This is a genomic window from Streptomyces sp. NPDC054770 (genome assembly GCF_053611985.1).
Genome location: NZ_JBSHBL010000022.1, coordinates 104,862 through 127,584 on the forward strand (window position 1 = coordinate 104,862; position 22,723 = coordinate 127,584).

Annotated in this window: 20 protein-coding genes; 10 read left to right on the forward strand and 10 right to left on the reverse strand. The window is 71.5% G+C overall.

Annotation, left to right across the window (positions count from 1 at the left end):
* Window positions 1-110 precede the first annotated feature (110 nt).
* Entirely contained in the window at window positions 111-626 is a 516-nt protein-coding gene (locus ACWGKQ_RS21080; protein ID WP_453293449.1) for a hypothetical protein, read from the reverse strand.
* A gap of 144 nt (window positions 627-770) precedes the next feature.
* Complete coding sequence (locus tag ACWGKQ_RS21085) at window positions 771-1,319, reverse strand: sigma-70 family RNA polymerase sigma factor (protein WP_453293450.1); 549 nt, start codon at window positions 1,317-1,319, stop codon at window positions 771-773.
* A 222-nt stretch (window positions 1,320-1,541) separates the two neighbouring features.
* Between ACWGKQ_RS21085 and ACWGKQ_RS21090 the strand changes: the two genes are divergently transcribed.
* Complete coding sequence (locus ACWGKQ_RS21090) at window positions 1,542-2,690, forward strand: CapA family protein (RefSeq protein WP_453293451.1); 1,149 nt, start codon at window positions 1,542-1,544, stop codon at window positions 2,688-2,690.
* 6 nt (window positions 2,691-2,696) lie between these two features.
* On the opposite strand, the gene ACWGKQ_RS21095 is transcribed toward ACWGKQ_RS21090, so the two are convergent.
* The gene (locus tag ACWGKQ_RS21095) at window positions 2,697-3,170 is read right to left on the reverse strand and encodes a MarR family winged helix-turn-helix transcriptional regulator (RefSeq protein ID WP_453293452.1); all 474 of its coding nucleotides are present in this window, start codon (window positions 3,168-3,170) and stop codon (window positions 2,697-2,699) included.
* Window positions 3,171-3,268: 98 nt separating this feature from the next.
* Between ACWGKQ_RS21095 and ACWGKQ_RS21100 the strand changes: the two genes are divergently transcribed.
* Window positions 3,269-4,084, forward strand: coding sequence for an alpha/beta fold hydrolase (locus tag ACWGKQ_RS21100; RefSeq protein ID WP_453293453.1), 816 nt, complete (start codon window positions 3,269-3,271; stop codon window positions 4,082-4,084).
* Here ACWGKQ_RS21100 and ACWGKQ_RS21105 read toward each other — a convergent pair.
* Window positions 4,081-5,493: an amino acid permease gene (locus ACWGKQ_RS21105; RefSeq protein WP_453293454.1), complete on the reverse strand. Its 1,413-nt coding sequence runs from the start codon at window positions 5,491-5,493 to the stop codon at window positions 4,081-4,083. The two genes, ACWGKQ_RS21100 and ACWGKQ_RS21105, sit on opposite strands and share 4 nt — an antisense overlap.
* A 60-nt stretch (window positions 5,494-5,553) precedes the next feature.
* Window positions 5,554-6,504, reverse strand: a complete 951-nt coding sequence (locus ACWGKQ_RS21110) for a LysR family transcriptional regulator (RefSeq protein ID WP_453293455.1) — start codon at window positions 6,502-6,504, stop codon at window positions 5,554-5,556.
* Between the two features lie 102 nt (window positions 6,505-6,606).
* On the opposite strand from ACWGKQ_RS21110, the gene ACWGKQ_RS21115 reads away from it, so the two are divergent.
* Window positions 6,607-7,854, forward strand: coding sequence for an MFS transporter (locus ACWGKQ_RS21115; RefSeq protein WP_453293456.1), 1,248 nt, complete (start codon window positions 6,607-6,609; stop codon window positions 7,852-7,854).
* Here the strand turns inward: ACWGKQ_RS21115 and ACWGKQ_RS21120 are convergent.
* Entirely contained in the window at window positions 7,790-8,245 is a 456-nt protein-coding gene (locus ACWGKQ_RS21120) for a universal stress protein (RefSeq protein WP_453293457.1), read from the reverse strand. The genes ACWGKQ_RS21115 and ACWGKQ_RS21120 overlap by 65 nt on opposite strands.
* Window positions 8,246-8,513: 268 nt before the next feature.
* Between ACWGKQ_RS21120 and lysX the strand changes: the two genes are divergently transcribed.
* Window positions 8,514-11,786 carry a bifunctional lysylphosphatidylglycerol synthetase/lysine--tRNA ligase LysX gene (gene lysX / locus ACWGKQ_RS21125; RefSeq protein ID WP_453293458.1) on the forward strand — a complete coding sequence of 1,091 codons (3,273 nt, stop codon included), beginning with the start codon at window positions 8,514-8,516 and terminating at the stop codon, window positions 11,784-11,786.
* A gap of 117 nt (window positions 11,787-11,903) precedes the next feature.
* Window positions 11,904-12,737 (forward strand): polysaccharide deacetylase family protein, encoded by an 834-nt coding sequence (locus tag ACWGKQ_RS21130; RefSeq protein WP_453293459.1) that lies wholly within the window; start codon window positions 11,904-11,906, stop codon window positions 12,735-12,737.
* Between the two features lie 28 nt (window positions 12,738-12,765).
* On the opposite strand, the gene ACWGKQ_RS21135 is transcribed toward ACWGKQ_RS21130, so the two are convergent.
* A complete protein-coding gene (locus ACWGKQ_RS21135) occupies window positions 12,766-13,440 on the reverse strand; it encodes a class F sortase (protein WP_453293460.1) in 675 nt (224 codons plus the stop codon).
* A 335-nt stretch (window positions 13,441-13,775) separates the two neighbouring features.
* Here ACWGKQ_RS21135 and ACWGKQ_RS21140 point away from each other — a divergent pair, with 335 nt between their 5' ends.
* Window positions 13,776-14,576, forward strand: coding sequence for a hypothetical protein (locus ACWGKQ_RS21140; protein WP_453293461.1), 801 nt, complete (start codon window positions 13,776-13,778; stop codon window positions 14,574-14,576).
* A 65-nt stretch (window positions 14,577-14,641) separates the two neighbouring features.
* Here ACWGKQ_RS21140 and ACWGKQ_RS21145 read toward each other — a convergent pair whose 3' ends face one another.
* The 3 genes from ACWGKQ_RS21145 to ACWGKQ_RS21155 form a co-directional block, all read right to left on the reverse strand.
* Window positions 14,642-15,466 (reverse strand): hypothetical protein, encoded by an 825-nt coding sequence (locus tag ACWGKQ_RS21145; RefSeq protein WP_453293462.1) that lies wholly within the window; start codon window positions 15,464-15,466, stop codon window positions 14,642-14,644.
* 206 nt (window positions 15,467-15,672) lie between these two features.
* On the reverse strand, window positions 15,673-16,437 hold the full coding sequence (locus tag ACWGKQ_RS21150) for a bestrophin-like domain (protein WP_453293463.1): 765 nt from the start codon (window positions 16,435-16,437) through the stop codon (window positions 15,673-15,675).
* Window positions 16,438-16,468: 31 nt separating this feature from the next.
* Window positions 16,469-16,597, reverse strand: coding sequence for a hypothetical protein (locus ACWGKQ_RS21155; RefSeq protein WP_256216080.1), 129 nt, complete (start codon window positions 16,595-16,597; stop codon window positions 16,469-16,471).
* Between the two features lie 751 nt (window positions 16,598-17,348).
* Here ACWGKQ_RS21155 and ACWGKQ_RS21160 point away from each other — a divergent pair.
* The 4 genes from ACWGKQ_RS21160 to ACWGKQ_RS21175 all read left to right on the forward strand — a co-directional run bounded on the left by ACWGKQ_RS21160 (window position 17,349) and on the right by ACWGKQ_RS21175 (window position 22,617).
* Entirely contained in the window at window positions 17,349-18,317 is a 969-nt protein-coding gene (locus ACWGKQ_RS21160) for an SCO0930 family lipoprotein (protein ID WP_453293464.1), read from the forward strand.
* Between the two features lie 309 nt (window positions 18,318-18,626).
* Window positions 18,627-19,439, forward strand: coding sequence for an SAM-dependent methyltransferase (locus ACWGKQ_RS21165; RefSeq protein ID WP_453293465.1), 813 nt, complete (start codon window positions 18,627-18,629; stop codon window positions 19,437-19,439).
* Window positions 19,436-21,580, forward strand: a complete 2,145-nt coding sequence (locus tag ACWGKQ_RS21170) for a putative bifunctional diguanylate cyclase/phosphodiesterase (protein ID WP_453293466.1) — start codon at window positions 19,436-19,438, stop codon at window positions 21,578-21,580. The genes ACWGKQ_RS21165 and ACWGKQ_RS21170 overlap by 4 nt, the downstream gene beginning before the upstream one ends.
* Window positions 21,581-21,804: 224 nt before the next feature.
* A complete protein-coding gene (locus tag ACWGKQ_RS21175) occupies window positions 21,805-22,617 on the forward strand; it encodes a FadR/GntR family transcriptional regulator (RefSeq protein WP_453293467.1) in 813 nt (270 codons plus the stop codon).
* The last annotated feature ends 106 nt before the right edge of the window (window positions 22,618-22,723 follow it).

Here is a 22,723-nt window from a genome sequence, read left to right on the forward strand (position 1 = left end):
CGTTGTTCCTTGCTCCCACCCGTACGCAGTCGGCAGCCGTTTCACTCAAGCCACGTACAGAATCGTAATCAACGGATTCGGAGCGGCCGGGCCCGCGGATTGGTCCTGAATCAAAAAAGATGGATGGCGAGATGACCGAGGGGCAGACCGAGCCGCCAGGCGGCCGTCCACACCTTCGGTCCGTCGTCCTCGCCGAACACCGAACCGCCGCCCGGTACCGCGTCCAGGTCGGGCGCGAGCAGCTCGGTCTCCTCCAGCCAGCGCCAGGCGGCCGCGGCCAGATCCAGGTCCGGTGACGGCCCGCCCGACCGGGTCGCCTCGGCACCCAGTACAGCCATACGTTCCCGAACCCAGTCCTGCCACGGCTGGTCGTACGCCGTCAGCGAAAGCCAGGTCTCCAACTGGGACACGACCCGGATGCCCGACAGTTCGCCGTCCGTGTCGGAGAGGAAGATGGTCAGCGCCAGCGCGTCGCGGCCGGCCCGGAACTCGAAGGACGTCGGTGGCATGAGATCGCCGGTGCGCAGCAGCTCGTCGGCGATGTACTCGGCGTACAACCACGCCATCGGGACCGCCAGTTCCCCGCTCCCGGCCCCGCCCGTGCTCTCTTGACCTCTGTGCAGCATCCCGTCCTGCCTTCCTCCGGTGCGCGCGTGGCCCCGACCCCGGGTCCGTCCCTCTCCCGGTGCGGAACACGGATGAAGACAGCTGATGGCCCAAACACGGTACTCAGCAAGGCGCTTTACCGAGGTTTGACCTGGCTTACGGTTTCATCGCAGGTCGGGTGCATAACCGGGCAGAACCCGGCGCAGGGCGCGCAGCGCGTAGTAAGCGCGCGACTTCACGGTACCGGGTGGAATCCCGAGGGCTTCGGCGGCTTCCGCAACACTCGCCCCCTGGAAATACACCAGCACCAGGACTTCACGGTGTTCGGGGGTGAGAGTCTTCACAGCCTCCCGGACGTCGAGCGTGGCGGCGGCGCGTTCGGCGTGGTCGCCGATCGCGCGGGTGTTCTCCAGGACGGCGTCGTGCACCTCGGCGGGCCGCGCCTGCCGGGCCCGCCGCGCGTCGATGGCGAGCCGCCGGCCGACGGTCAGCAGCCAGGGCAGCACGGAGTCGAAGGCGTCGGCGCGCAGCGCCTCGGGGTGCTGCCAGGCGCGTACGAGGGTCTCCTGGACGAGGTCCTCGGCCCGCTGCCGGTCCCCGTCGCTGAGCCGCAGCAGCAGCGCGAAGAGCGGTCGGCCGTGCTCGCGCTGGAGTGCGACGAGCTCGTGCTCGGCGGTCGTCGTCCCGTGGGGAAGGGTGGTTCCGGCCGTCATGGCCGTATGGCATCGCAGGGGCGGGCCGGGGGACAGGGGGCGCACAGAGATGGTGCGGCGGACGGTCGATCGCGTCGGCGAACGGTACGACGAACGGTCCGTCACACCCCGAACCCGACCCGGATGGGTCAATCGAGGCGCCTGAGTTGTTTGCGGTCGCCCTCACCTTCGTACCCATTGATCTGTAAATCGGACAAGGCTTGCGACTGTGGGGTGCTCCTGATGATCAATCGCAGACGCCAGGCGGCCCTGGCCCTGACCGCCCTGCTCGCCGCCGCGGCCGCCTGTCAGAACCATGTGCGGGCGGAGAACGCCGCCCCGCCCGGCCAGCCGGCGCCCGCCGTGCCCGCCACCGGCTTCACCCTCGTCGCCTCCGGTGACGTCATGCCGCTGAGCTCCGCGATCGACCACGCGAACTTCGACGCGGGCGGCAACGGCTACGACTTCCGCCCGATGCTGGCCGGCGTGGCACCCGTGGTCTCCCGCGCCGATCTGGCGCTCTGTCACCTGGCGACCGTCACCGGCGCGGACGGCGGCCACGCCGGCCTCACCTCCCCGCCGCAGCTCGCCGAGGCCCTCGCCGCCACCGGCTACGACGGCTGCTCCACCGCCTCCGACCGCGCCCTCGACGACGGCGCCGCCGGCATCCAGCGCACCCTCGACGCCCTGGACCGGGCGGGCCTCAGGCACTCCGGCACCGCCCGCACCGACGCCGAGGCCGGCACGCTCACCCTGATGAACGCGGGCCGCGCCAAGGTCGCCCAGCTCTCCTACACCTACGACGTCAACGGCAACTCCCTGCCGCCCGGCCAGCCCTGGGCGGTCGGCCTCCTCGACGAGAACCGCATCCTCGCCGACGCCCGCGCCGCCCGGCAGGCCGGCGCCGACGTGGTCGTCGTCTCCGTGCACTGGGGCACCCAGGGCACGGACGCCCCCGACCAGCAGCAGCTCAGCCTCGCAAAAAGCCTCACCGCCGCGCGCACCGGCGGCCGCCCCGACATCGACCTGCTGCTCGGCACCCACGCGCACATCCCGCAGGCGTACGAGAAGATCAACGGCACCTGGGTGGTCTACGGCCTCGGCGACCAGCTGGCCGGCGAGATGCACAACAGCCAGGGCCGGCTGGACCCGCGCGGCAACCAGTCCACCCTCGCCCGCTTCACCTTCACCCCGCCCGCCCGGCCGGGCGGCCGCTGGGAGGTGGCCAAGGCCGAGTTCATCCCCCAGCTCTACGACCTCGACGCCGGCCGGGTCGTCGACCTGAACGCCGCCATCGGTCAGGGCGCCGACTACACCGCCGACCGGGACGCCATCCGGGACGTCGTGCTCAGCCGCGGCGCCGCCAAGGACGGGCTGACCATGGGGGAGTAGCGGCGGTCACTCGACGTCGACGTGGTCGAAGGTCACCAGCAACTGCTTCAGCACCCGTACGCACGCGGTGATCTCGGCGTCGGTCAGGTCGCCGCCGACCTGCCGGTTCAGGGCGTGCTCGCGGGCCAGGACCGCGGTGACGGTCGACCGTCCCTCGTCCGTGAGCCGGATCAGGGAGGAGCGCTGGTGTGCCGGGTTGGGGGTGACCTCGGCCCAGCCGCGCGCCACCGCGTCGTTCACCATGCGCTGCACGAACTGCCGGCTCAACGCCATGATCCGGCCCATCTGGGGCACCGTCATGGGCTCGTACCGGCGCAGCAGGTCCAGCACCGAGCGCACCCCGACCGAGGCCCCCTCGATCTGCTCGCCCTGCTCGATCTTGCGGAAGGCGCGCCGGTAGAGCGGGCCGATCAGATCGAACACCTCGGTGATGCGCTCGCCCAGCTCGTCGGGGGCGAGGGGCTTGTCGATGTCGTTCACCCGGCCATCATGCACCGGGCCGTCATGGCAACCGGGGTGTCGAACCCATCATGACAACCCAGTTGTCAAAGTTCACACGAGATGACACCTTGGTTGTCATGAACGATGTTGCGGACGTCCGCTTCTTCCCGTCCTCCGACGGCGACCTGGCCTACCTCGACACCGGCTCCGGTGACCCGGTGGTCCTGCTGCACTCCGGGTACGTCGACCACCGCTTCTGGTACCCGCAGATCCCGGCGCTCGCCGCCGAGTACCGGGTGATCGCCCCGGACGCGCGCGGCCACGGCTTCTCCGCCAACGCGAGCGAGCCGTTCCGCTGGGCCGACGACCTCGCCGGACTCCTGCGCCACCTGGGCGCCGGACCCGCCGTCCTCGTCGGCGTCTCCATGGGCGGGGTGATCGCCACCGACACCGTGCTCGAACACCCCGAGCTGGTCCGCGCGGTGGTCACCTGCGGTGCCGCCACCGGCGACTTCCGGTTCACCGACCCCTGGCACACCGAACTCCAGGCCGAGTACGCCCGTACTCTCGGCGCCGGTGACATCGAGGGCTGGCTCGACGCCTTCGTGAAGGTCGTACCGGGCGCGCACCGCACCCTCGACGCCGTCGACCCGGAGATCCCGCGCCGGCTGCGGGAGCTGGCCCTGCACTCCATCTCCAAGCACACGCCCGACGAGCCCGACCGGCTGGTGCGCGTGACCGATTCCTGGTCCCGGGTGCCGAAGACCGACGTGCCGGTCCTCACGATCAACGGCGACCTGGAACCCGCCGACCTGCTCGCCGCCGCCGACCGCCTGGCCCGCGAGGTCCCGAACGGCCGCGCCGAGATCATCGAGGGCACGGGCCACTATCCGAACCTGGAGCAGCCCGAGATCTTCAACTCGATCCTGCTCGGCTTCCTGCGCGGCCTCTAACGCCCGGCCAGCCGCGACCTCTTGTACGAGTAGCCGAAGTAGATCACGCACCCGACCACGAACCAGACGGCGAACCGCACCCAGGTCTCCCACTTCAGGAACGTGATCAGCCAGACCGAGAAGACGACACCCAGCGCCGGCAGGAACGGCATCCACGGGGTGCGGAAGGTGCGCGGCAGGTCCGGCTGCCGGTAGCGCAGCACGATCACCGCCGCGCACACCACCACGAACGCCAGCAGGATGCCGATGTTGGTGAGTTCGGCCGCCTCGCCGATCGGCACGAACCCGGCGAGCAGCGCCGAGGCCGCCCCGACGATCCATGTCACCCGGGTCGGCACGTGCCGCGTCGGGTGCGTCTTCGCGAACCAGGCGGGCAGCAGCCCGTCCCGGGACATGGCGAACCACACCCGGGTGACGCCCAGCATGAACGTGAACATGACCGTGAGGATGCCGATGATCGCGCCCACCGCGATCACGTCCGCGAGACCGCTCAGCCCCACCGACTTGAACGCCGTCGAGAAGCCGCTCTCCGGGTCGATGTCCTTGTAGTTCTGCATGCCCGTCAGAACCAGACAGGCCGCCACGTACAGCACCATCGAGATCGCCAGCGAGTAGATGATCGCCTTCGGCATGTGCCGCTGCGCGTCCTTCGACTCCTCGGCCGCCGTCGACATCGCGTCGTACCCGAAGACCGCGAAGAACACGGTCGCCGCACCGGTGAACGCGCCGCTGATGCCGAACGGGAAGAAGGGGTGGTAGTTCGCCGAGCTGATGTGGAAGACGCCGACGCCGATCACCAGCAGTACCACCAGCACCTTGAGTGCCACCACGAACGTCTCGAAGCGGGCCGCGCTGCGGATGCCGAGGTTGAGCAGGTAGGCGATCAGCAGACAGAGGATCGCGGCGAACAGGTCGACCCGGTGGCCGGACCCGGTGCCGGGGGCGCCGAGCATCCAGTGCGGCAGGTTCGCGCCCATCTCCTCGACCAGGAAGCCGAAGTACCCAGAGATGCCGATCGCGACCACCGCCACGATCGCCGTGTACTCCAGGAGCAGGTCCCAGCCGATGAACCAGCCCGCGAACTCGCCGAGCACCGCATAGCCGTACGTGTACGCCGACCCCGCCTTCGGGATCAGCCCGGCGAACTCGGCGTACGACAGCGCGGCGCAGGCGCTCGCCAGCCCGGCGATGAGGAACGAGACCAGGACGGCGGGTCCGGCCGTCTCGTTGGCCACCGTGCCGGCGAGGGTGAAGATGCCCGCGCCGATGATCCCGCCCACGCCGATCGCGGTCAGCTGCCACAGCCCCAGCGACCTGTCCAGCCGGGGTCCCTCGGTGACCTCGGTCTCCTCGAAGTGTTCGATGGGTTTGCGACGGAGAATTCCTTCACCCATACGGAGCTTGGCCATGTGCCTCACCTCTTCGCCGATCGCGAACGGCTGACGGCCGATCATGATGGCCCAGGGGCGTCAAGGACGGAAGACGCCACGCACGGTCTCGGCCCAGCCCGGCATCCAGGTACGGGCCGCGGTGCGCGGCGGTCGGGTGTCCGCGAGATGGGCGCGCAGGGCGGTGAGCGCCGGGTGCGGGTTGGCGGCGGCCCACAGCAGCGAGTGCGGGTAGAGGGGGGTCGGGTCGAGCAGCGGGATCCGGCGCAGATCGTGGCCGTCCGGCCAGCCGAGTCCGGTCTGCTCGCTGACGAGGGTCGCCAGGGTGTCGGAGCCCGCGAGCGCGTCCTGCAACGCCCCGGAGAAGTTGGCGCCGGAGGAGTCGATGGCCAGCCCGAACTCGTCCGCGAGGGAGGCGTAGTACGCCGCCCACTCGGTGCCGTCCACGATCCCCGGGATCCAGATCCGGTGCCCGGCCAGCTCCCCGGGCGTGACCGAGGTCCGGCCGGCCAGGGCGTGCCCCGGGCCGGTGAGCAGCTGGACCGGCTCGTCGTACACCCGGGCTGCCTCGACGCCCCTGGGCAGCGGTCGGCCGGGCATGGCGACGGCCCGGAAGGACGCGTCGACCGCACCGGAGCGCAGCGCGGTCAGCGCCGAGTCCACGTCGAAGAGCGTGACGACGTCCAGCGGAAGGTCCGGGTGCGCCTCGTGGAAGCCGCGCAGCAGCGCCGCCGGGGCCAGCCGGGCGCCGACCACGTCCACCCGCAGGGGGCGCCGCCCGCGCCGTACCGAGGCGGCCGCCCGCTCCTCGGCCAGCAGCAGCTCGCGGGCGTACGGCAGGAAGGTCCGGCCGTCGACGGTCGGCTCGGCACCCCGGGCGGTCCGGGTGAACAGCCGCACCCCCAGCTCCTTCTCCAGCGCCGCGATCCGCTTGGACACGGCCTGCTGGGTGACCGCCAGCACGGCCGCGGCCTCCTGGAACTGTCCGGATTCGGCCACGGTGACGAAGGTGCGCACGGCGGTGAGGTCCACGTCCACACCGTACAACCAGTGGTTGTGGCAGCGGGCCCGGAAGTTGTTTGATCCGGGGGCCACCTGCACGTTTTCATGTCCCGGGTCAACGGGAGGTTGTGCATGGGACGGCGGTTCGGGTGGCTGTGGGCCGCGTACTCGGTGAGTGCGCTCGGCACCTGGCTCGCTTTCGACGTGTTCTCGGTGATCGCCGTCATCGCGCTGCACGCGAGTTCCGCCGAGGTGGCGCTGATCGCCGCGACCGGGCCGGCCGTGGGCGCGGTGGCGGCGGTGCCGCTCGGGCCGTGGGTGGAGTTCCGGCGCAAGCGGCCGGTGATGATGGCGATGGACCTGATCAGGTTCGCCGCACTGCTCACCGTCCCGGCCGCCTACGCGCTCGGCGCCCTGGGCGTCGGCCAGCTGCTGCTGGTCTCGGTGATCGTCGCGGCCGCCGACATCACCTTCGGCGCGGCCTCCGGCGCCTTCCTGAAGTCCCTCGTCCCGGCCGACCGGCTGCTCACCGCGAACGCCCGCTTCGAATCCGCCAACTGGACCGCGCTGGTCCTCGGCCCGCCCCTCGGCGGCGCCGCGATCGGCCTGTTCGGCCCGGTCACGACCGTCGCGGCCAACGCGGTCAGCTTCCTGCTGTCGGCGCTCGGCATCCGGGCCGTCGGCGGCGGCGAACCCCGCCCCGCACCCAGGGACACGCAGCGCCTGCGCGCCGGCGACCTGCTCGACGGCTGGCGGTACATCCTCACCAGCCCGGCCCTGCGGCCCCTCTTCTTCAACAGCCTCGCGGGCAACGCCCTGATCATGGTCGCCGCACCACCGCTGGCCGTCCTGATGCTGGGCCCGCTCGGCTTCACCCCCTGGCAGTACGGCCTCGCCTTCGCCGTGCCCTGCCTGGGCGGCCTCCTCGGCTCCCGGCTGGCCCGGCCGCTGGTCGCCCGGTACGGGCAGTGGCGGGTGCTGCGCACCGCGAGCGCCCTGCGCGCGGTCTGGCCCCTCGGGCTGGCCTTCATCGGGCCGGGGCTGCCCGGACTGCTGCTGGTGATGTTCCTGGAGTTCGGGGTGATCACCTGCTCGGCCGTCTACAGCCCGGTGTACGCCACCCGCCGCCTGGAGCACACCCCGGACGACCGGGTCGCCCGCACCCTGTCCGCCTGGTCGATCACCGGCAAGGCCACCACGGCCGCCATGACCGCCCTGTGGGGCCTGCTGGCGAGCCTCACCGGCCCGCGCACCGCGATCGCCCTCGCCGGGATCCTGCTCCTTGCGACTCCGCTGCTGCTCCTGCGGGAGACCGCTACGGTACGACCGTCACCGGCCACCGTCCCGCCTTCACCAGACGGATCGCGACCGAGCCGATGAACCGGTGGCCGGCCTGCTCGGAGGCGCCCACCACGACCGCGTCGGCCTTCAGCTCGTCCGCCGCCTTCACCAGTCCGCTGTAGGCGTCGCCGCGGAAGGTGTGGAACTCCCAGCGCACCTCGAATATCCCCCGGAGCCGCTCGGCCGCGTCCCGGATCTGCGTGACCAGCTCCTCCGCGATCTCGTCGGTGGTCTCCGCGACCGGCGCCCCGAGCGCCGCCCCGGCCGCCAGCAGCGGCTGGACGTACACGACGGCCAGCAGCGCGTGCTGCCGCCGGGCCAGACCGGCGGCATAGGAGGCCGCCCGCCACGAGGAGTCCGAGCCGTCCATGCCGACCACGATGACCTTGGGGCCGTCCGTGCCCCGCTCGAACTCATGTTGTTCCGCCACGGTCCGAGGCTATCGGAATACGCAGGTCCGGTGGGTGTCAGGGGCCCCGCCGGTCCCGACCGCGCGCCGTAGGGTGCGGGCCGGTGGGGGCTGGTCGCGCAGTTCCCCGCGCCCCTGAAGGGGCGCCAGGTGTACGCCCCTGAAAGGGGCGCGGGGAACTGCGCGAGCAACCACCCACAGCCCGCACCCGTACGCCGGGCGAGCTGGGTCCGGCCGGGCCCAGGCCGCTCGACGGGCGGGCCGGGCGGGCGCTTCCTACAGTCGGAACATGAGTGCCGCCGTGGAGCCCGCCGCGGGCCGGGAGCCGGCGGGGCCGATACGGCCGTCCGGCGGCGGGCGGCTGACCTGGGTGCCGGAGGCCTTCGGGACGTTCTTCGGCGCCCTCGCCCTGCTGTGCGCCCTGCTCTCCTTCATCGCCCCGCTGCGCGTACTGCTCCACCCGGTCGTGCACTTCATCGACGCCGTCGTGGTACCCGTCAGCCCCAACCTGGCCTACGCGGTCTTCCTGTTCCTGCTCGGCGGCGCCACCGCCGCCCGCAAGAAGGTCGCCTGGTGGCTGGTGGTGATCTACCTCGGCCTGCTGGTGCTGGCCGACATCCTGACCGTCGCCTTCGGCTTCGGCTGGTACCCGTTCAGCTCACTGGTGGTCTGCGGCCTCGCGCTGGCCCTGCTGATCGCGGCCCGCCGGGAGTTCTACGCCGCCTCCCGCCGGGCCGCGGTACGCCGGGCCCTCGGCGTCCTGCTGATCGGCCTGGTGGTGGCGATCCTGGCCGGCTGGGGCCTGGTCTCGCTCTTCCCCGGCCCGCTCCCGCACGGCCAGCACCTGGCCTGGGCCGCGGACCGGGTCTGCGGCGGACTGGTCTCCGTCCGCAGCTACGGCGGCCGCCCGCCCCGGTTCGTCGCCTTCCTCCTCGGCCTCTTCGGCGCCCTCGCCCTGCTCAACGCCGCCGCCGCCCTGTTCCGTTCGCAGCGCCTGGAAGCCGCCCTGCACGGCGACGAGGAGACCCGTATCCGCGCCCTCCTCAAGGCCTACGGCGACCGCGACTCCCTCGGCTACTTCGCCACCCGGCGCGACAAGGCCGTCGCCTTCTCGCCCAGCGGCAAGGCCGCCGTCACCTACCGGGTCGAGGCCGGCGTCTGCCTGGCCAGCGGCGATCCCGTCGGCGACCCCGAGGCCTGGCCGCACGCCGTCGCCGCCTGGCTGGACGTGGCCCGCCGGCACGCCTGGGTGCCCGCCGTGATGGGCGCCTCCGAGGACGGCGCCAGAGCCTACGTCCGGGCCGGCCTCGGCGCCCTCCAGCTCGGCGACGAGGCGATCCTGCACGTCGCCGGCTTCGACCTCGGCGGCCGCGAGATGCGGGTCACCCGGCAGGCCGTCAACCGCGTCCGGCGCACCGGCGCGAGCTGCCGTATCCACCGCCACGCCGACCTCACCGAGACGGAGATGGAGGAGGTCGTCGACAAGGCCGACGCCTGGCGCGACACCGAGACCGAGCGCGGCTTCTCCATGGCCCTGGACCGGCTCGGCGACGCCGCCGACGGCGACTGCCTGCTCGTCGAGGCGATGGCCGAGGACGGCCGGCTGCTCGCCCTGCTCTCCTTCGTGCCCTGGGGCGCCGACGGCATCTCCCTCGACCTGATGCGCAGGGACCGTGCAGCCCCCAACGGGGTCATGGAGTTCATGGTCGCCGACCTGTGCGCGGCCGCCCCCAGACTGGGCGTGCGGCGCGTCTCGCTGAACTTCGCCGTCTTCCGCTCGGTCTTCGAGGAGGGCGCCCGGATCGGTGCCGGACCGGTACTGCGGATGTGGCGCGGGCTGCTGCTCTTCTTCTCCCGCTGGTGGCAGCTGGAGGCCCTGTACCGCTCCAACGCCAAGTACCGCCCCGAGTGGTACCCGCGCTTCCTCTGCTACGGCGACGCCGGCTCCCTCGCCCGGATCGGTCTCGCCTCCGGAATCGCCGAGGGCTTCGTCTCCGTACCGTCCCTGCGCAAACTCTGGGGAAAAGGGCACCCGCAGACCGGACCGCGGCCCGTCGAGGCGCCGCCGTCCGCGCCGGTGCCCGGTGTCGACGGAGGGGACGAGACCGGGCCCGGCGCACCGGACGCCGGCCTGCCGGACCAGTTCCGGGTCCGGCGCCGCAAGCTGGAGCGGCTGCGGGCGGCGGGCGCCGACCCCTACCCGGTGGCCGCCGGTGCACCGCCCGGTGCCCTCGCCGACGTGCGCGACGGGGACACGGTCACCGTCGCCGGACGGGTCATGCTGGTCCGCGACTTCGGCGGCATCGTCTTCGTGACGCTGCGCGACTGGTCCGGCGACCGTCAACTCGCCCTCACCCGCGACGGGTCGGGACCCGCCCTCGGCCGGTTCACCGCCGACACCGACATCGGCGACCAGATCACCGCCACCGGCCGGGCGGGCGTCAGCGACACGGGCGAACCCACCGTGTTCGTCACCGACTGGCAGCTCACCGCCAAGTGCCTGCGCCCGCTGCCCGACAAGTACCGCGGCCTCGCCGACCCCGAGGCCAGGGTCCGCCGCCGCTACCTCGACCTCGCCACCAGCCCCGCCGCCCGCGCCGTGGTCCGCGCCCGCTCCACCGCCGTACAGGCGCTGCGCCAGGGCCTCCTGGACCGGGGCTACCTGGAGGTCGAGACCCCGATCCTCCAGCAGATCCACGGCGGCGCCAACGCCCGCCCCTTCACCACCCACAGCAACGCCTACGACCTCGACCTCCATCTGCGCATCGCCCCCGAGCTGTACCTCAAACGGCTCTGCGTCGGCGGCCTGGAGAAAGTCTTCGAACTCGGCCGGACCTTCCGCAACGAGGGCGTCTCCCACAAGCACAACCCCGAGTTCACGATGCTGGAGGCCTACCAGGCGTACGCCGACTACGACGTGATGCTCGACCTCGCCCGCGAGCTGATCCAGGGCGCCGCGACCGCCGCCCTCGGCGCGCCGGTCGCCCGCAGGGACGGAGTGGAGTACGACATCTCGGGCAGCTGGCCGGTCAAGACCGTGCACGGGGCGATCTCCGAGGTGCTGGGGGAGGAGATCGGCCCCGGCACCGAACTGCTGCGGCTGCACCGGCACTGCGACCGCGTCGGGGTGCCGTACACCGCCGACGACGGGCCCGGCGACGTGGTGTTGGAGATGTACGAGCGCCTGGTGGAGGAGCGGACCGAGCAGCCCACCTTCTACAAGGACTTCCCGACCGACGTCTCCCCGCTCACCCGGCAGCACCGCACCGAGCCGCGGCTCGCCGAGCGCTGGGACCTGGTCGCCTTCGGCACCGAACTCGGCACCGCCTACTCCGAACTGACCGACCCCCTGGAACAGCGCCGCCGGCTCACCGCCCAGTCCCTGCTCGCCGCCGGCGGCGACCCCGAGGCGATGGAGCTCGACGAGGACTTCCTCGACGCCCTCGAATACGCGATGCCGCCCACCGGCGGCCTCGGCCTCGGCGTCGACCGGCTGGTCATGTTCCTCACCGGCCTGACCATCCGCGAGACGCTCCCCTTCCCGCTGGTTCGCCGCCGCTGACGCCTTTTTGGCCTTTTCTTACCGAAACCTTCCTGTGCTGGTCCGTGCGGGTGCAATCGCGCCGCCGCACCGGTGTCGAAGTGGTGCTGTGGTGCCCCGCCGGGCGACTGATGAGTCATGCCGAAGGATCAGTTGTTCACCCGACGCCGGCTGCTGCTCGCCGGCGGCGCCGCTCTGGGAGCCGCGGGTACCGCGGGAATCGTGCTGGCGAGCAGTGCCGAGGAAGCGGGCGGAGGGGTCGTCCCGGCCGCGGGCGCGCAGGCCCGCCCGGCGCTCAGGTCCTCAGCCTTCCGGCTCCAGCCGCTCACCGGATACGGCCCGCCGCCCACCAAGCCGGGAAAGCTCAAGGTCCGCAAGGAACCCATCACGGAGATCTCCCGAAGCGGCAGACGCATGATGCTCACCTTCGACGACGGCCCCAACCCGAACTACACCCCGCACATCCTGGACACCCTCGCCAAGTACGACGTGCGGGCGATGTTCTTCCTGTGCGGGGAGTGCATCGTCGTGAACCGGGAACTGGTCGCGCGGATGGCCGACGAGGGGCATGTCGTGGGCAACCACACCTGGACGCATCCGCTGCTGACCACCCTGAACCGCCGTGAGATCCGCGACGAGATGGCGAGCACCAGCGATGCCATCGAGGACACCTACGGCGAACGCCCGCAGTGGTTCCGCGCGCCCTACGGCGCCTGGAACCGCGCGGCCTTCCAACTCGGCGCGGAGATGGGCATGGAGCCGATGGCCTGGACCGTGGACAGCACCGACTGGACCGAACCGGGCACCCGCACCATCGTCGACACGATCGAGAACGGCGCCGCCCCCGGTGTCGTGGTCCTCTCCCACGACGCCGGGGGCGACCGCTCGCAGAGTGTCCAGGCGCTGCGCGAGTACCTGCCCTATCTGCTGGACAACGGCTACCGCCTGACCGTGCCGCGCCGCCGGACGTGAACGGGCGCGCGCCCGCCCGGTGGTGGCCTCAGCGGGCCTCGACCAGGCGGGCGAAGACCACGACGTTCCCGTCGTAGCCGTTCTGCTTCGAGAAACCGCCGCCGCAGGTGATGACCCGCAACTCCGGTGTGCCCTTGGAACCGTAGACCCGGTCGCCCGGGAAACCGGCCTTCGCGAAGACCTCGATTCCGTAGATCTCGAACACGGCCGTCCTGCCGTCCTGCCGGTCGACCTCGATCCGGTTTCCCTTCTTCAGGGAACCGAGTCCGTAGAAGACCGCCGGACCCTTCGTGTTGTCGACATGACCCACGACGACGGACGTGCCGTTCTCCCCGGGCGAGACACCGCCGCTGAACCACCCGGCCAGATTCGGGTCGTCCGGCGGCGGGGGCGCGATCCAGCCGTCCGAGTCCAGACCCACCGGCATCACCGGCGCGTCGACCCGGATCGCCGGGATCCTGATCCGGTCCGCCGTGGCGAACGGCAGCGGGGCGGGCGCCGTGGCGAAGGTGCCCGGGACCGTGGTACGGGTGTCCGGGGCGGCGGCCGAGGCCGGCTGCGGCGGACCGACGTCGAACTCTCCCGAACCGTTGCGGATGAGTGCCAGACCGGTCAGCAGGACGAGCGCTATCACGCCCCAGGGGGCACGCTTTCGCCGCCGCTCCTCCTCTTCCGCCACCTCGGAAAGTTCGGACGCAGACATTCGCCATCCCCTCTCGACGCGGCCGCCTTCAGGTCCGTATCGCGCATGGGAAAAAGCTAAGTCCCCCGCGCACCTGCGGCGACGGGGCGACGGGCGAACGGGTGGCCCGCGGGTATTCCGGTGCGCCATCCGAGTTGCCGTTCCCAGGTTTTTTCTGACGGTCCGTGACCTGCGGCAATATCCGATTGTGTGCCTTTCGTTCGGCGTGTCCCCTCACCAGGACGGACCATTCTCGACATGCGGGCGTGTTCAGGGCATCTGAGGGTCTAATCGGGAGGTGCTTTCTCGCCGATCCACCGGGGACCGTTCCCGGGGCGCCTTCCGCGGAGGAAGAGATGCGAAACTCACGTGCGCTGGCGGCCGCGTGCACCGTGGTCGCCGTTCTCGGCGCCGCCGCCCCCGTGGCCGTCGCCGACGGCCTGGGCAACCCCGGTGGCCCACCCAACACGCAGGCCCCGGTCGTCGGTGGGACGGGCGTCGCCCCCGGGTCCGGAGTCTCCGGGGTGGGGGGAGTCGGAGTCGCGCCCGGGGTGGGCGGGGTGGGCGCGGTGGGCGGGGTGGGCGGGGTCGCGGTCCCCGGAGTCGTGGTCCCCGGCGTCGGGGTGGGCGGGTTCGGCGACGGGCGTTTCAACGGCGGCTTCGGTGGCCGGGGCAGGAACGACTTCGACGGCCGGGGCAGAGACGACTTCGACGGGCGCGGCGACGGGCGCTTCGACGACTTCGGCGGCCGGGGCGACGACGACGGCGGGCGCAACATCGACGTCCAGCCCAGGGCGATCGCCGCAGGCAACCGGATCACCGTCACCGTCAACAACTGCCGCAGCGGCACCATGACCTCCCGCGCCTTCCACACGGCGCAGCTGTTCCCGTTCGGCGGCGACATGGCGCGCGGTGTCGCCACCATCGAGCGGAACGCCAGCCCGGGCCCGTACGACCTGACGGTCCGCTGCGACGGACGTACCTTCCTCCGGCGGGACGCGTTCTTCGTGATCGGCGGGACCCGCTCCGGACTCGGCGGCAGCATCTCCAGCGGGGCCACCCCGGCCGACATGGCGGTCGGCGGCGGTCTGGTGGGCGCGGCCGTGCTGGCCGGCTGCGGCTTCTGGCTGCGCCGCCGGCACGAGAAGCGGATCTGACCCGGCGGGCCTGTGCTCCCGTCCCCCGGCCGACCGGGGCACGGGCCCGTCCGGACGTGTCATGGTCAGGCGCCGTCCTCGCCGGCGTGCCTGCGCGAGCGCCGGTAGGCCGTACCGACCGTGCCCACGACGAGCGCCGCGCCGAGACCGATCTCCTGGAGGTCGAACCCGCCGATACTGCCGCCCTCACCGGCCTGGACACCCCGCCCCGGCGGAATGGGCTGCGGATTGAGCGACTCACCGCTGCCGGAACCAGCGTCCGTTCGCCCGTCGGTGCGGCTGCCCGTGCCGTCTTCGGTACGCCCGACCGTGCCGCTGCCCGTGCCGTCGTCGGTATGCCCGTCGGTACGTCCGTCCGCGCGGCTGTCCGTGCCGTCGTCGGTACGCCCGCCGGTCTGGCCGTCCGTGCGTCCGTCGCCCTGTCCGGCGGCCTGGTCGTCGGTGCGTCCGTTGCCGTCCTCGTCGCTGTGCTCGTCCGTGCGGCCGTCCGAATGCCCGTCGCTGCGACCGGCCGACACACCGCTCGCGATGGACAGTTGGGTCGACACACTGGACCCGTCGCAGTTGAACGTCACCCGGTACGACCCCTGCGACTTCGCGTTCCGGTCGACCGTGGCCGTCACCGAGTCCCGCTCCGACGGGATGCTGATCGTGTCGAACAGGCCCGAGGTGACCGTCGCGGCACCCCGGCAGCCGCCGCCGCGGTCCAGGTGCAGACTCACCCGGCCGCCCGCCGCCACGGTGGAGGGCGTGACCCGGAAGCCGAAGGGTGTGGCGTCCCGCCCCCCGCCGCCGCTGTCGCTGCTGTCGCTCGCCAGGATGACCGGAGCGGAGAGGGCGAGGGCACCGACACCCAGCAGTGCGGCCGAAGCGACGCGTATCGCGCGCATGTGGTTCCTCCGGTCCCCGAGGAGCAGCATGCGGACCTGTTCCGCCAGTGCCGGGAATGCACCTCGATGATCGGAACGCTAGAAACATCCGCACACGCGCGCGAACGCAGTAGTGCGAACGGGGGAGGTGCCTGAGCCGACCGGGGGACACCGGCGGCGTGGTGCCGTGTCCCCCGGGGCGCTTCCTGACCGTCGATGTGCGGCGGCTACCCCTTGAGGTGCGGGAAGAGGTTCAGGAACGGCTGCGCCGTCGCCGTGATGCCGCGGCTGTACGGTTCGTCGAAGTCCCAGATCAGGAACAGCATGAAGGTGATGGTCGCGGTGAACAGGCCGGCCAGGATCAGCTCGCGCCGGGTGCGCCTGATCTGCAGCGCGAAGACCATGCCGATGGTGATCGCGGCCCCGGTCAGCAGCCCGATCCACACCACGTTCGGCATGGTCGCCCCGGTCGAGTCGGCCCGGGCGCTGCGCGCCTGGTCGAGAGCGGCCACCTGGTCCACCAGCGGCTGGTAGGCCTGTGCCTGGAAGTCGGTCTTCGGCTGGTAGTCGGTGACGTCCTGACGGATCTGCGCGAGCAGATCGGCACCGTGCTGGGAGAGCCGGCCGTGGTCGGCCATCTCCTTCCATTCCTTGTCGACGACCTGGGTGGCGTAGGCGTCGAGGTCCGCCCGGATCCGGTCACGGGTGTCCGGCGGGTACACCCGCACCCGTTCGTAGATCTCGTGCAGCGCCTGCGCCTCCGCCTGCACATGGTCCTGGGCGGCGCTGCGGGCCTCCCACACCCCGGCCACCGCCAGACCGAGGACGATGGCGTAGATGACGCCGATCCACATGGTCATGTACTCGATGACGTCCGGCGTCTCGGAGGGATCCTCGTCCTCCGCCGCCCTCTTGTCGCGGAGGAGGGTGATGATGACGACCACGACGACAGCCGCGAGCATCGCGAGGACGAGAACAAGCCAATCCGGCAACGGAAGCCTCCAGGAATCAGTGGGCAGGCCGTCAGCGCGCGCGGAACGCGGCGACGGCGATGATCGCGGGTACGGCGATGAGCAGGACGTAGGTGACCGGGGAGGTGCGGTTCGGGGCCGCCGCGCCGGTCGACTGGACGTGGTACGGCGGATAGGTCACCGGGGTCGGCGAGGGCCGCGGGGTGGGCTTCGGTGACGGGGTGGGGGTCGGCGTCGGCTTCGGCCTGGGCCGGGGAGCCGGTGGCGGGGCGGGCGTGGGCTTCGCGGCCGGCGCGGGCCGGGGTGGCGGCGGAGGTGCCGGACGCGGTGCCGGCGGCCGGGAGTGCGTCGGCTTCGGCGTCGGGGTGGGCTTGAGGGTGGGCTTCGGAGTCGGAGTCGGAGTCGGTGTGGGCGTCGGTGTCGGTGTGGGCGTAGGGGTGGGTGTGGGGCAGGGCGGCGGGGTGGGTACCGGACACGGCGGGGGAGTGGGCCAGGAGCCGCCGGCGACAGCCACCGCGTGAATGCCGTCGGGGCCCGTGGAGGCGGAGGCGCAGGCGTCGGCCGACGCCGTGCCGACCGGACAGCCCACCAGGGTCCACGTCAGCGTCAGCAGGGCCAACACCCTCGGGACGGGCGCGAGTCTGGTCGCTTCGGGTGCATGCACGACGGAGATCATGGAGCGTCGGGCGCCGTCGCACGCCGGAGTACCGGGTGATTGGCCCGAACGGGGGACATCAGCCGTAAACCGGTTTGAATCACAACGTTCCGCGAATGGCTCGAAGCGTACGCCCGTGCGGGATGCGGTCCGCGGCCACAGTGTGCCGAAAGAAATTTGTGCGCCCGTTGAACACTTCGGCCCCCGGCATCCGTACCTGGTGTCGTGCGGCGGCGCAGAGGCGCTGCAATAACCAGGCGATTATGGGGAGTTGACGATGAAGACCTCGTGGAGGAGCGCCTCGCTGGTGGCCACGGCCGCGGGGGTGATGGTGTTCGCGACGGCGTGCGGTCAGGACAACACGACCACTCCGTCCTCGGCGGCCCAGAACGTCGGTGCCACGGCCCCGGCCGGCATCGGCAGCATCACCAACCCCTCCGCCTCCACCGGCGCCGGCAACGGCTACGGTGCCGACGGCAACCAGGCATCCAGCTCCCCGGCAGCGGTCGCGCCCGCCGGCAAGCTGACCGTTGCCAGCAACCCCGACCTGGGCAAGGTGCTGACCGACGGCAGCGGCCTCACCCTCTACCGTTTCGACGCCGACACCGCCAATCCCCCCAAGTCGAACTGCGACGGCGACTGCGCCACCACCTGGCCGCCGGTGCCCGCCGACGACGCCACGGCCGGTGCGGGCATCGACAAGTCCCTGCTCGGCGAGGTCACCCGCGCCGACGGCACCAAGCAGCTGACCGTCTCCGGCTGGCCGGTGTACCGCTACGCCAAGGACGTCAACGCCGGTGACGTCAACGGCCAGGGCGTGGGCGGCAAGTGGTTCGCGCTGGCCCCCGACGGCAAGAAGGCCACGCTGGCCGACCTGCCCGGCCTGTCGGTCCGCAAGGACGCCAAGCTCGGCGACATCGTCGTCGACAAGAACGGCATGACGGTCTACCGCTTCATCAAGGACAAGGCGTGGCCCAAGTCCGTCTCGAACTGCACCGGCGACTGCCTCGTGAAGTGGCCGGCCGTCGCGGAGGTCGCCTCCAGCGACACCAAGGGCGTCGTGAAGAAGGGCCTGATGGGCTTCACCCGGCCCGACAACGGCGAGAAGCAGCAGACGGTCAACTGCTGGCCCATCTACACCTTCTCCGGTGACGCGAAGGCCGGAGACACCAACGGCCAGGGCGTCGGCGGCACGTGGTACGCCGTCTCGCCCGAAGGAAAGCTGGTCGGCGCACCGAACAGCTAGGGATCACCTCCCCAGATCTGACCGCCCGCCCCCTCCACACCGCACGGAGGGGGCGGGCTCTTTGGTGTGCGACCCTGGTGCCTTTTGACGCGCCTCGTGTGCAGCGCCCCGTCAGGGGCGCGGGGAACTGCGCGAGCAACCACAACGCGCCCGCACCCGACGGAATGCCCGAACACCCCCAAAGCAACACCCGGAATTCCCAGGCCATGACCGGGAACGGACGGTCAATTTCCGTTTCGGCTCGCCCTGTTCGCAGGCGATCAGTAGCCTCAGCTCGAACACCGGATCGCCTCAGCCTTGGAGAGATACATGGAGCGTCCCGCCTGGGCCCCACGGAGCATCGACATCTCGGTGCCGAGCGTTTCGCGTATCTACGACTACTACCTGGGCGGTTCGCACAATTTCGAGGTCGACCGGGAGGCGGCCCGCAAGGCGATGACCCACCTGCCCGGCCTGCCGAAGATCATGCAGGCCAACCGCGCCTTCATGCGCCGCGCCGTGCGCTACGCGGTGGGCACCGGCATCGACCAGTTCCTGGACATCGGTTCCGGCATCCCCACCTTCGGCAACGTCCACGAGGTCGCGCAGGCGGCGCACCCCGGCGCCCGCGTGGTGTACGTCGACCACGACCCGGTGGCCGTGGCGCACAGCAACGCCGTCCTGGAGGGCAACGAGGACGCGGACGTGGTCGCCGCCGACCTCCGCAAGCCCCAGGAGATCCTGTCGAGCCCTCAGGTGGAGCGCCTCATCGACCTGAATCGGCCAGTGGCCCTGCTTCTCGTTGCCATACTGCACTTCGTGGAAGACGCGGACGACCCGTACCAGGCAGTGGCACAGCTGCGCGACGCACTCGCGCCCGGCAGCCTGCTTGTTCTGACGCATGCCTCGTACGAGGGAATCCCGTTGCCGGCCGAGCGGGCCGAGGGCGCGGTGGACGTATACAAGGACATTCGCAACCCGCTGATCATGCGCTCGCGCGACGAGGTCGCGCGGTTCTTCGAGGGGTACGACATGGTGGAACCCGGACTGGTGCCGATGCCGCACTGGCGGCCGGAGTCGGCGCCGGAGGACGAGGATCCGTATGCCTTCGCCGGGTTCGCCGGCGTGGGGATCGCGGCGTGACCGCGGAGCCGGGCGGCCCGGAGGACAGACTGCGCAGGTTCGCGACGATCTGGAGCCGGGCGGTGTTCCCGGTCACCTCGACGTCCCTGACCCGCCCCGAGTTCGAGGAGCAACTGCTCCCGCTGGCCCGCCGGCTGAGCGAGATCCTGCTGGCGCACGGCTTCGACGCCGACGAGGCCCGGCAGGTGGGCGCCGCGCTGATCGACGCGCACTGCACCGACCCCGAGGCGCTGACCCGCTCCCTCGACTGCGTCGACGCGTACCTGGTCCTGTACTGCGGCGAGGACGGCCCGCAGGACGAGCTGCGGATGCGGTCCTCGCGGATCCAGCACGCGATGGCCGCCGGGTTCGCCCAGGCGCTGCGCGAGCGCACGCTGACCGAGCAGGAGGCCATCGCCCAGGCCGCGTTGCGCGCCCAGGGCGTGGTGGCGCAGGCGCTGCACGCCAGCGAGGCCCGCTTCCGCGCCGTCTTCGAGGGCGCGGCGATAGGAATCGGCATCGCCGACCTCGAAGGAAACGTCCTCCAGGTCAACGGCGCGCTGCTGCGCATGTTCGGCGGCTCCGAGCAGACCCTGCGCGGCCGCAAGGTCATGGAGTGGGCGCACCCCGAGGACGCGCCGCAGACCTGGCGGCTCTACGAGGAGCTGGTGCGCGGCGATCGCGAGCACTACCACGTCGAGAAGGCCTTCAACCGGTCCGACGGAACGGTCCTGTGGACCAACCTGACCGTCTCCCTGCTCCGGGACGCGGACGGCGACCCGCAGTACCAGCTGGCCCTCATGGAGGACACCACCGAGCGCCGGCTGCTCAACCTCCGGCTGCGCTACGAGGCCACCCACGACGCGCTCACCGGTCTGCCCAACCGTACGCTGTTCTTCGAGCGCCTGGAGAAGGCCCTGTCGGCCGGCGAGGGTCAGCGGTTCGGGCTGTGCTACCTCGACCTGGACGGCTTCAAGACCATCAACGACAGCCTCGGCCACTCGGCCGGCGACCGGCTGCTCGTGGAGGTCGCCGACCGGCTGCAGTCCTGCGCGACCGCCCCCGGCGAGATGGTCGCCCGGCTCGGCGGCGACGAGTTCGTGGCGCTGACCACCGGCCCGGCCACCCAGCGCGAGGTCGACGACCTGGCCGACCGCATCATGAACGCCCTGGTCACCCCGATCAGCATCGACGGCCGTGAGCTCATGGTCCGCGGCTCCATCGGCATCGTGGAGGGCCCGGCGGGCGAGCGCACCCCGGCGGAGGTGCTGCGCAGCGCCGACATCACGATGTACCGGGCCAAGTCGGCGGGCGGCAACCGCTTCGAACTGGCCGACCCGGAGGCGGACGCCCGCGCGATCACCCGGCACGGTCTGACCACGGCGCTGCCCGCCGCCCTGGACCGGGGCGAGTTCTTCATCGAGTACCAGCCGCTGGTCCACCTCGGCGACGGCAGCGTCCGCGGCGCCGAGGCCCTGGTCCGCTGGCTGCACCCGCAGCACGGCGTGCTCGGCCCCGACCGGTTCATCCCGCTCGCCGAACACACCGGTCTCATCGTCCCGTTGGGCCGCTGGGTCCTGGAGGAGTCGATCCGGCAGGCCAGGGAGTGGCGAGAACGCTACGGCGAGCAGACCGCTGCCGGGCCGCTGCGCATCAACGTCAACCTGTCCCCCTGTCAGCTCTCCCATCCCGGCCTGGTCCAGGACACGGTGGAGATCCTGGAACGGACCGGAGTGGCCCCCGAGGCGCTCTGCCTGGAGGTCACCGAGTCGGCGCTCATCGGCGCCGACGACGATCTCCTCAAGCCCCTGCGGCGCCTCGCCGAGATGGGCGTGGACATCGCGCTGGACGACTTCGGCACGGGGTACTCCAACCTCGCCAACCTCCGCCGCCTCCCGGTGAGCATCCTCAAACTGGACCGCTCCTTCACCCAGAGCATGCAGCAGTTCCCGGCGGACCCGGTCGACCTCAAGATCGTCGAGGGCATCGTCTCCCTGGCCCACAGCCTGGACCTCGCGGTCACGGTGGAGGGCGTGGAGACGGGGGCGCAGGCCGAACAACTCCGCATACTGGGCTGCGACACGGCCCAGGGCTGGTACTACGCCCGCCCGGGCCCACCGGAACGCCTGCACGAACTGGCCCTGGTGGACGCGACGGGCTGACCCGGCACCCTCGAAGAATCTGCTTCATTCGACAGGTGGAACCTCAAGGATCACATCCATCTCGTACAACGGCCTGCAGGATGCCTCCTGTGGGCCGTTCTGCGTTGCCTCATCCGGCACTTGAAGCCAGTTTCGTCCGACGTCTTCCCTCCGTGTGGCGTGGGTGCCATAGTGACCACCGCCGATGAATCTGATTCATCTGAACGTCAAGGAGGGGATACATCGTGGCCGATCCGTCACCGGGCTCCGACGGGTCCTACCGGCCGGGGTACGAACTGGTCGCCGAACAACTGCTGGAGTACATCGCCGGGCAGAACCTGCGGCCGGGCGACCGGCTGCCCACGGAGGCGGGCCTGGCCGAGATCCTCGGCGCGTCCCGCAACGTCACGCGCGAGGCCGTCAAGGTGCTGGCCGCCATCGGCCGGCTGAGTGTGCGGCGGGGCGCCGGCATCTTCGTCGCCGAGGCGTCCGGCGGACTCGCGGACGACCACCTGTCGCGCTTTAGGCCGACGAGCATGGAGGACGTCCTCATGCTCCTCGACTACCGCACGGTGATCGAGTCGGAGACGGCCCGCCGGGCCGCCGGCCTCGCCACCCCCATCGAGGTCCGCGCCGTCCGGGAGGGCGCCCAGAACTCCCTGACGGCGGCCCAGCAGAACGACGTGCACGCCTTCGCCCGGGCCGACGAGGCCTTCCACGACGCGGTGGGTGCGGCCTCGCACAACGTGTTCCTGCGGTCGAGCGTCGCCGGCGTACGGCGCCTCGCGTCCCAGTCCGACGTGCTGCTCTTCCACGGCGACGCCCCCGGCTCGCTGGAGGTCGCCGCACGCCAGCATCTCGCCATCGCGGAGGCGGTCGCCGCGGGGGAGGCCGACCTCGCGAGCGAGTTGATGGTGGAGCACATCGCCACCACGCAGAGCCAGTTCGAGCGCAAGATCCGCGACCGGCTGTTCAACCTCGGCGACCGCCCCGCCCCCGGCGCACCCGCAAGCGACCCCGGGGACTCCGCGCTTCCGCCGCAGACATCGGTGTCGTAAGCCGGTCTGCGCAGCGCGGGCTGTGGGTGGTTGCTCGCGCAGTTCCCCGCGCCCCTAACACCAACAGGCAACACAAGCCCCCCAACCCGGGCGCAGGGACCTTATA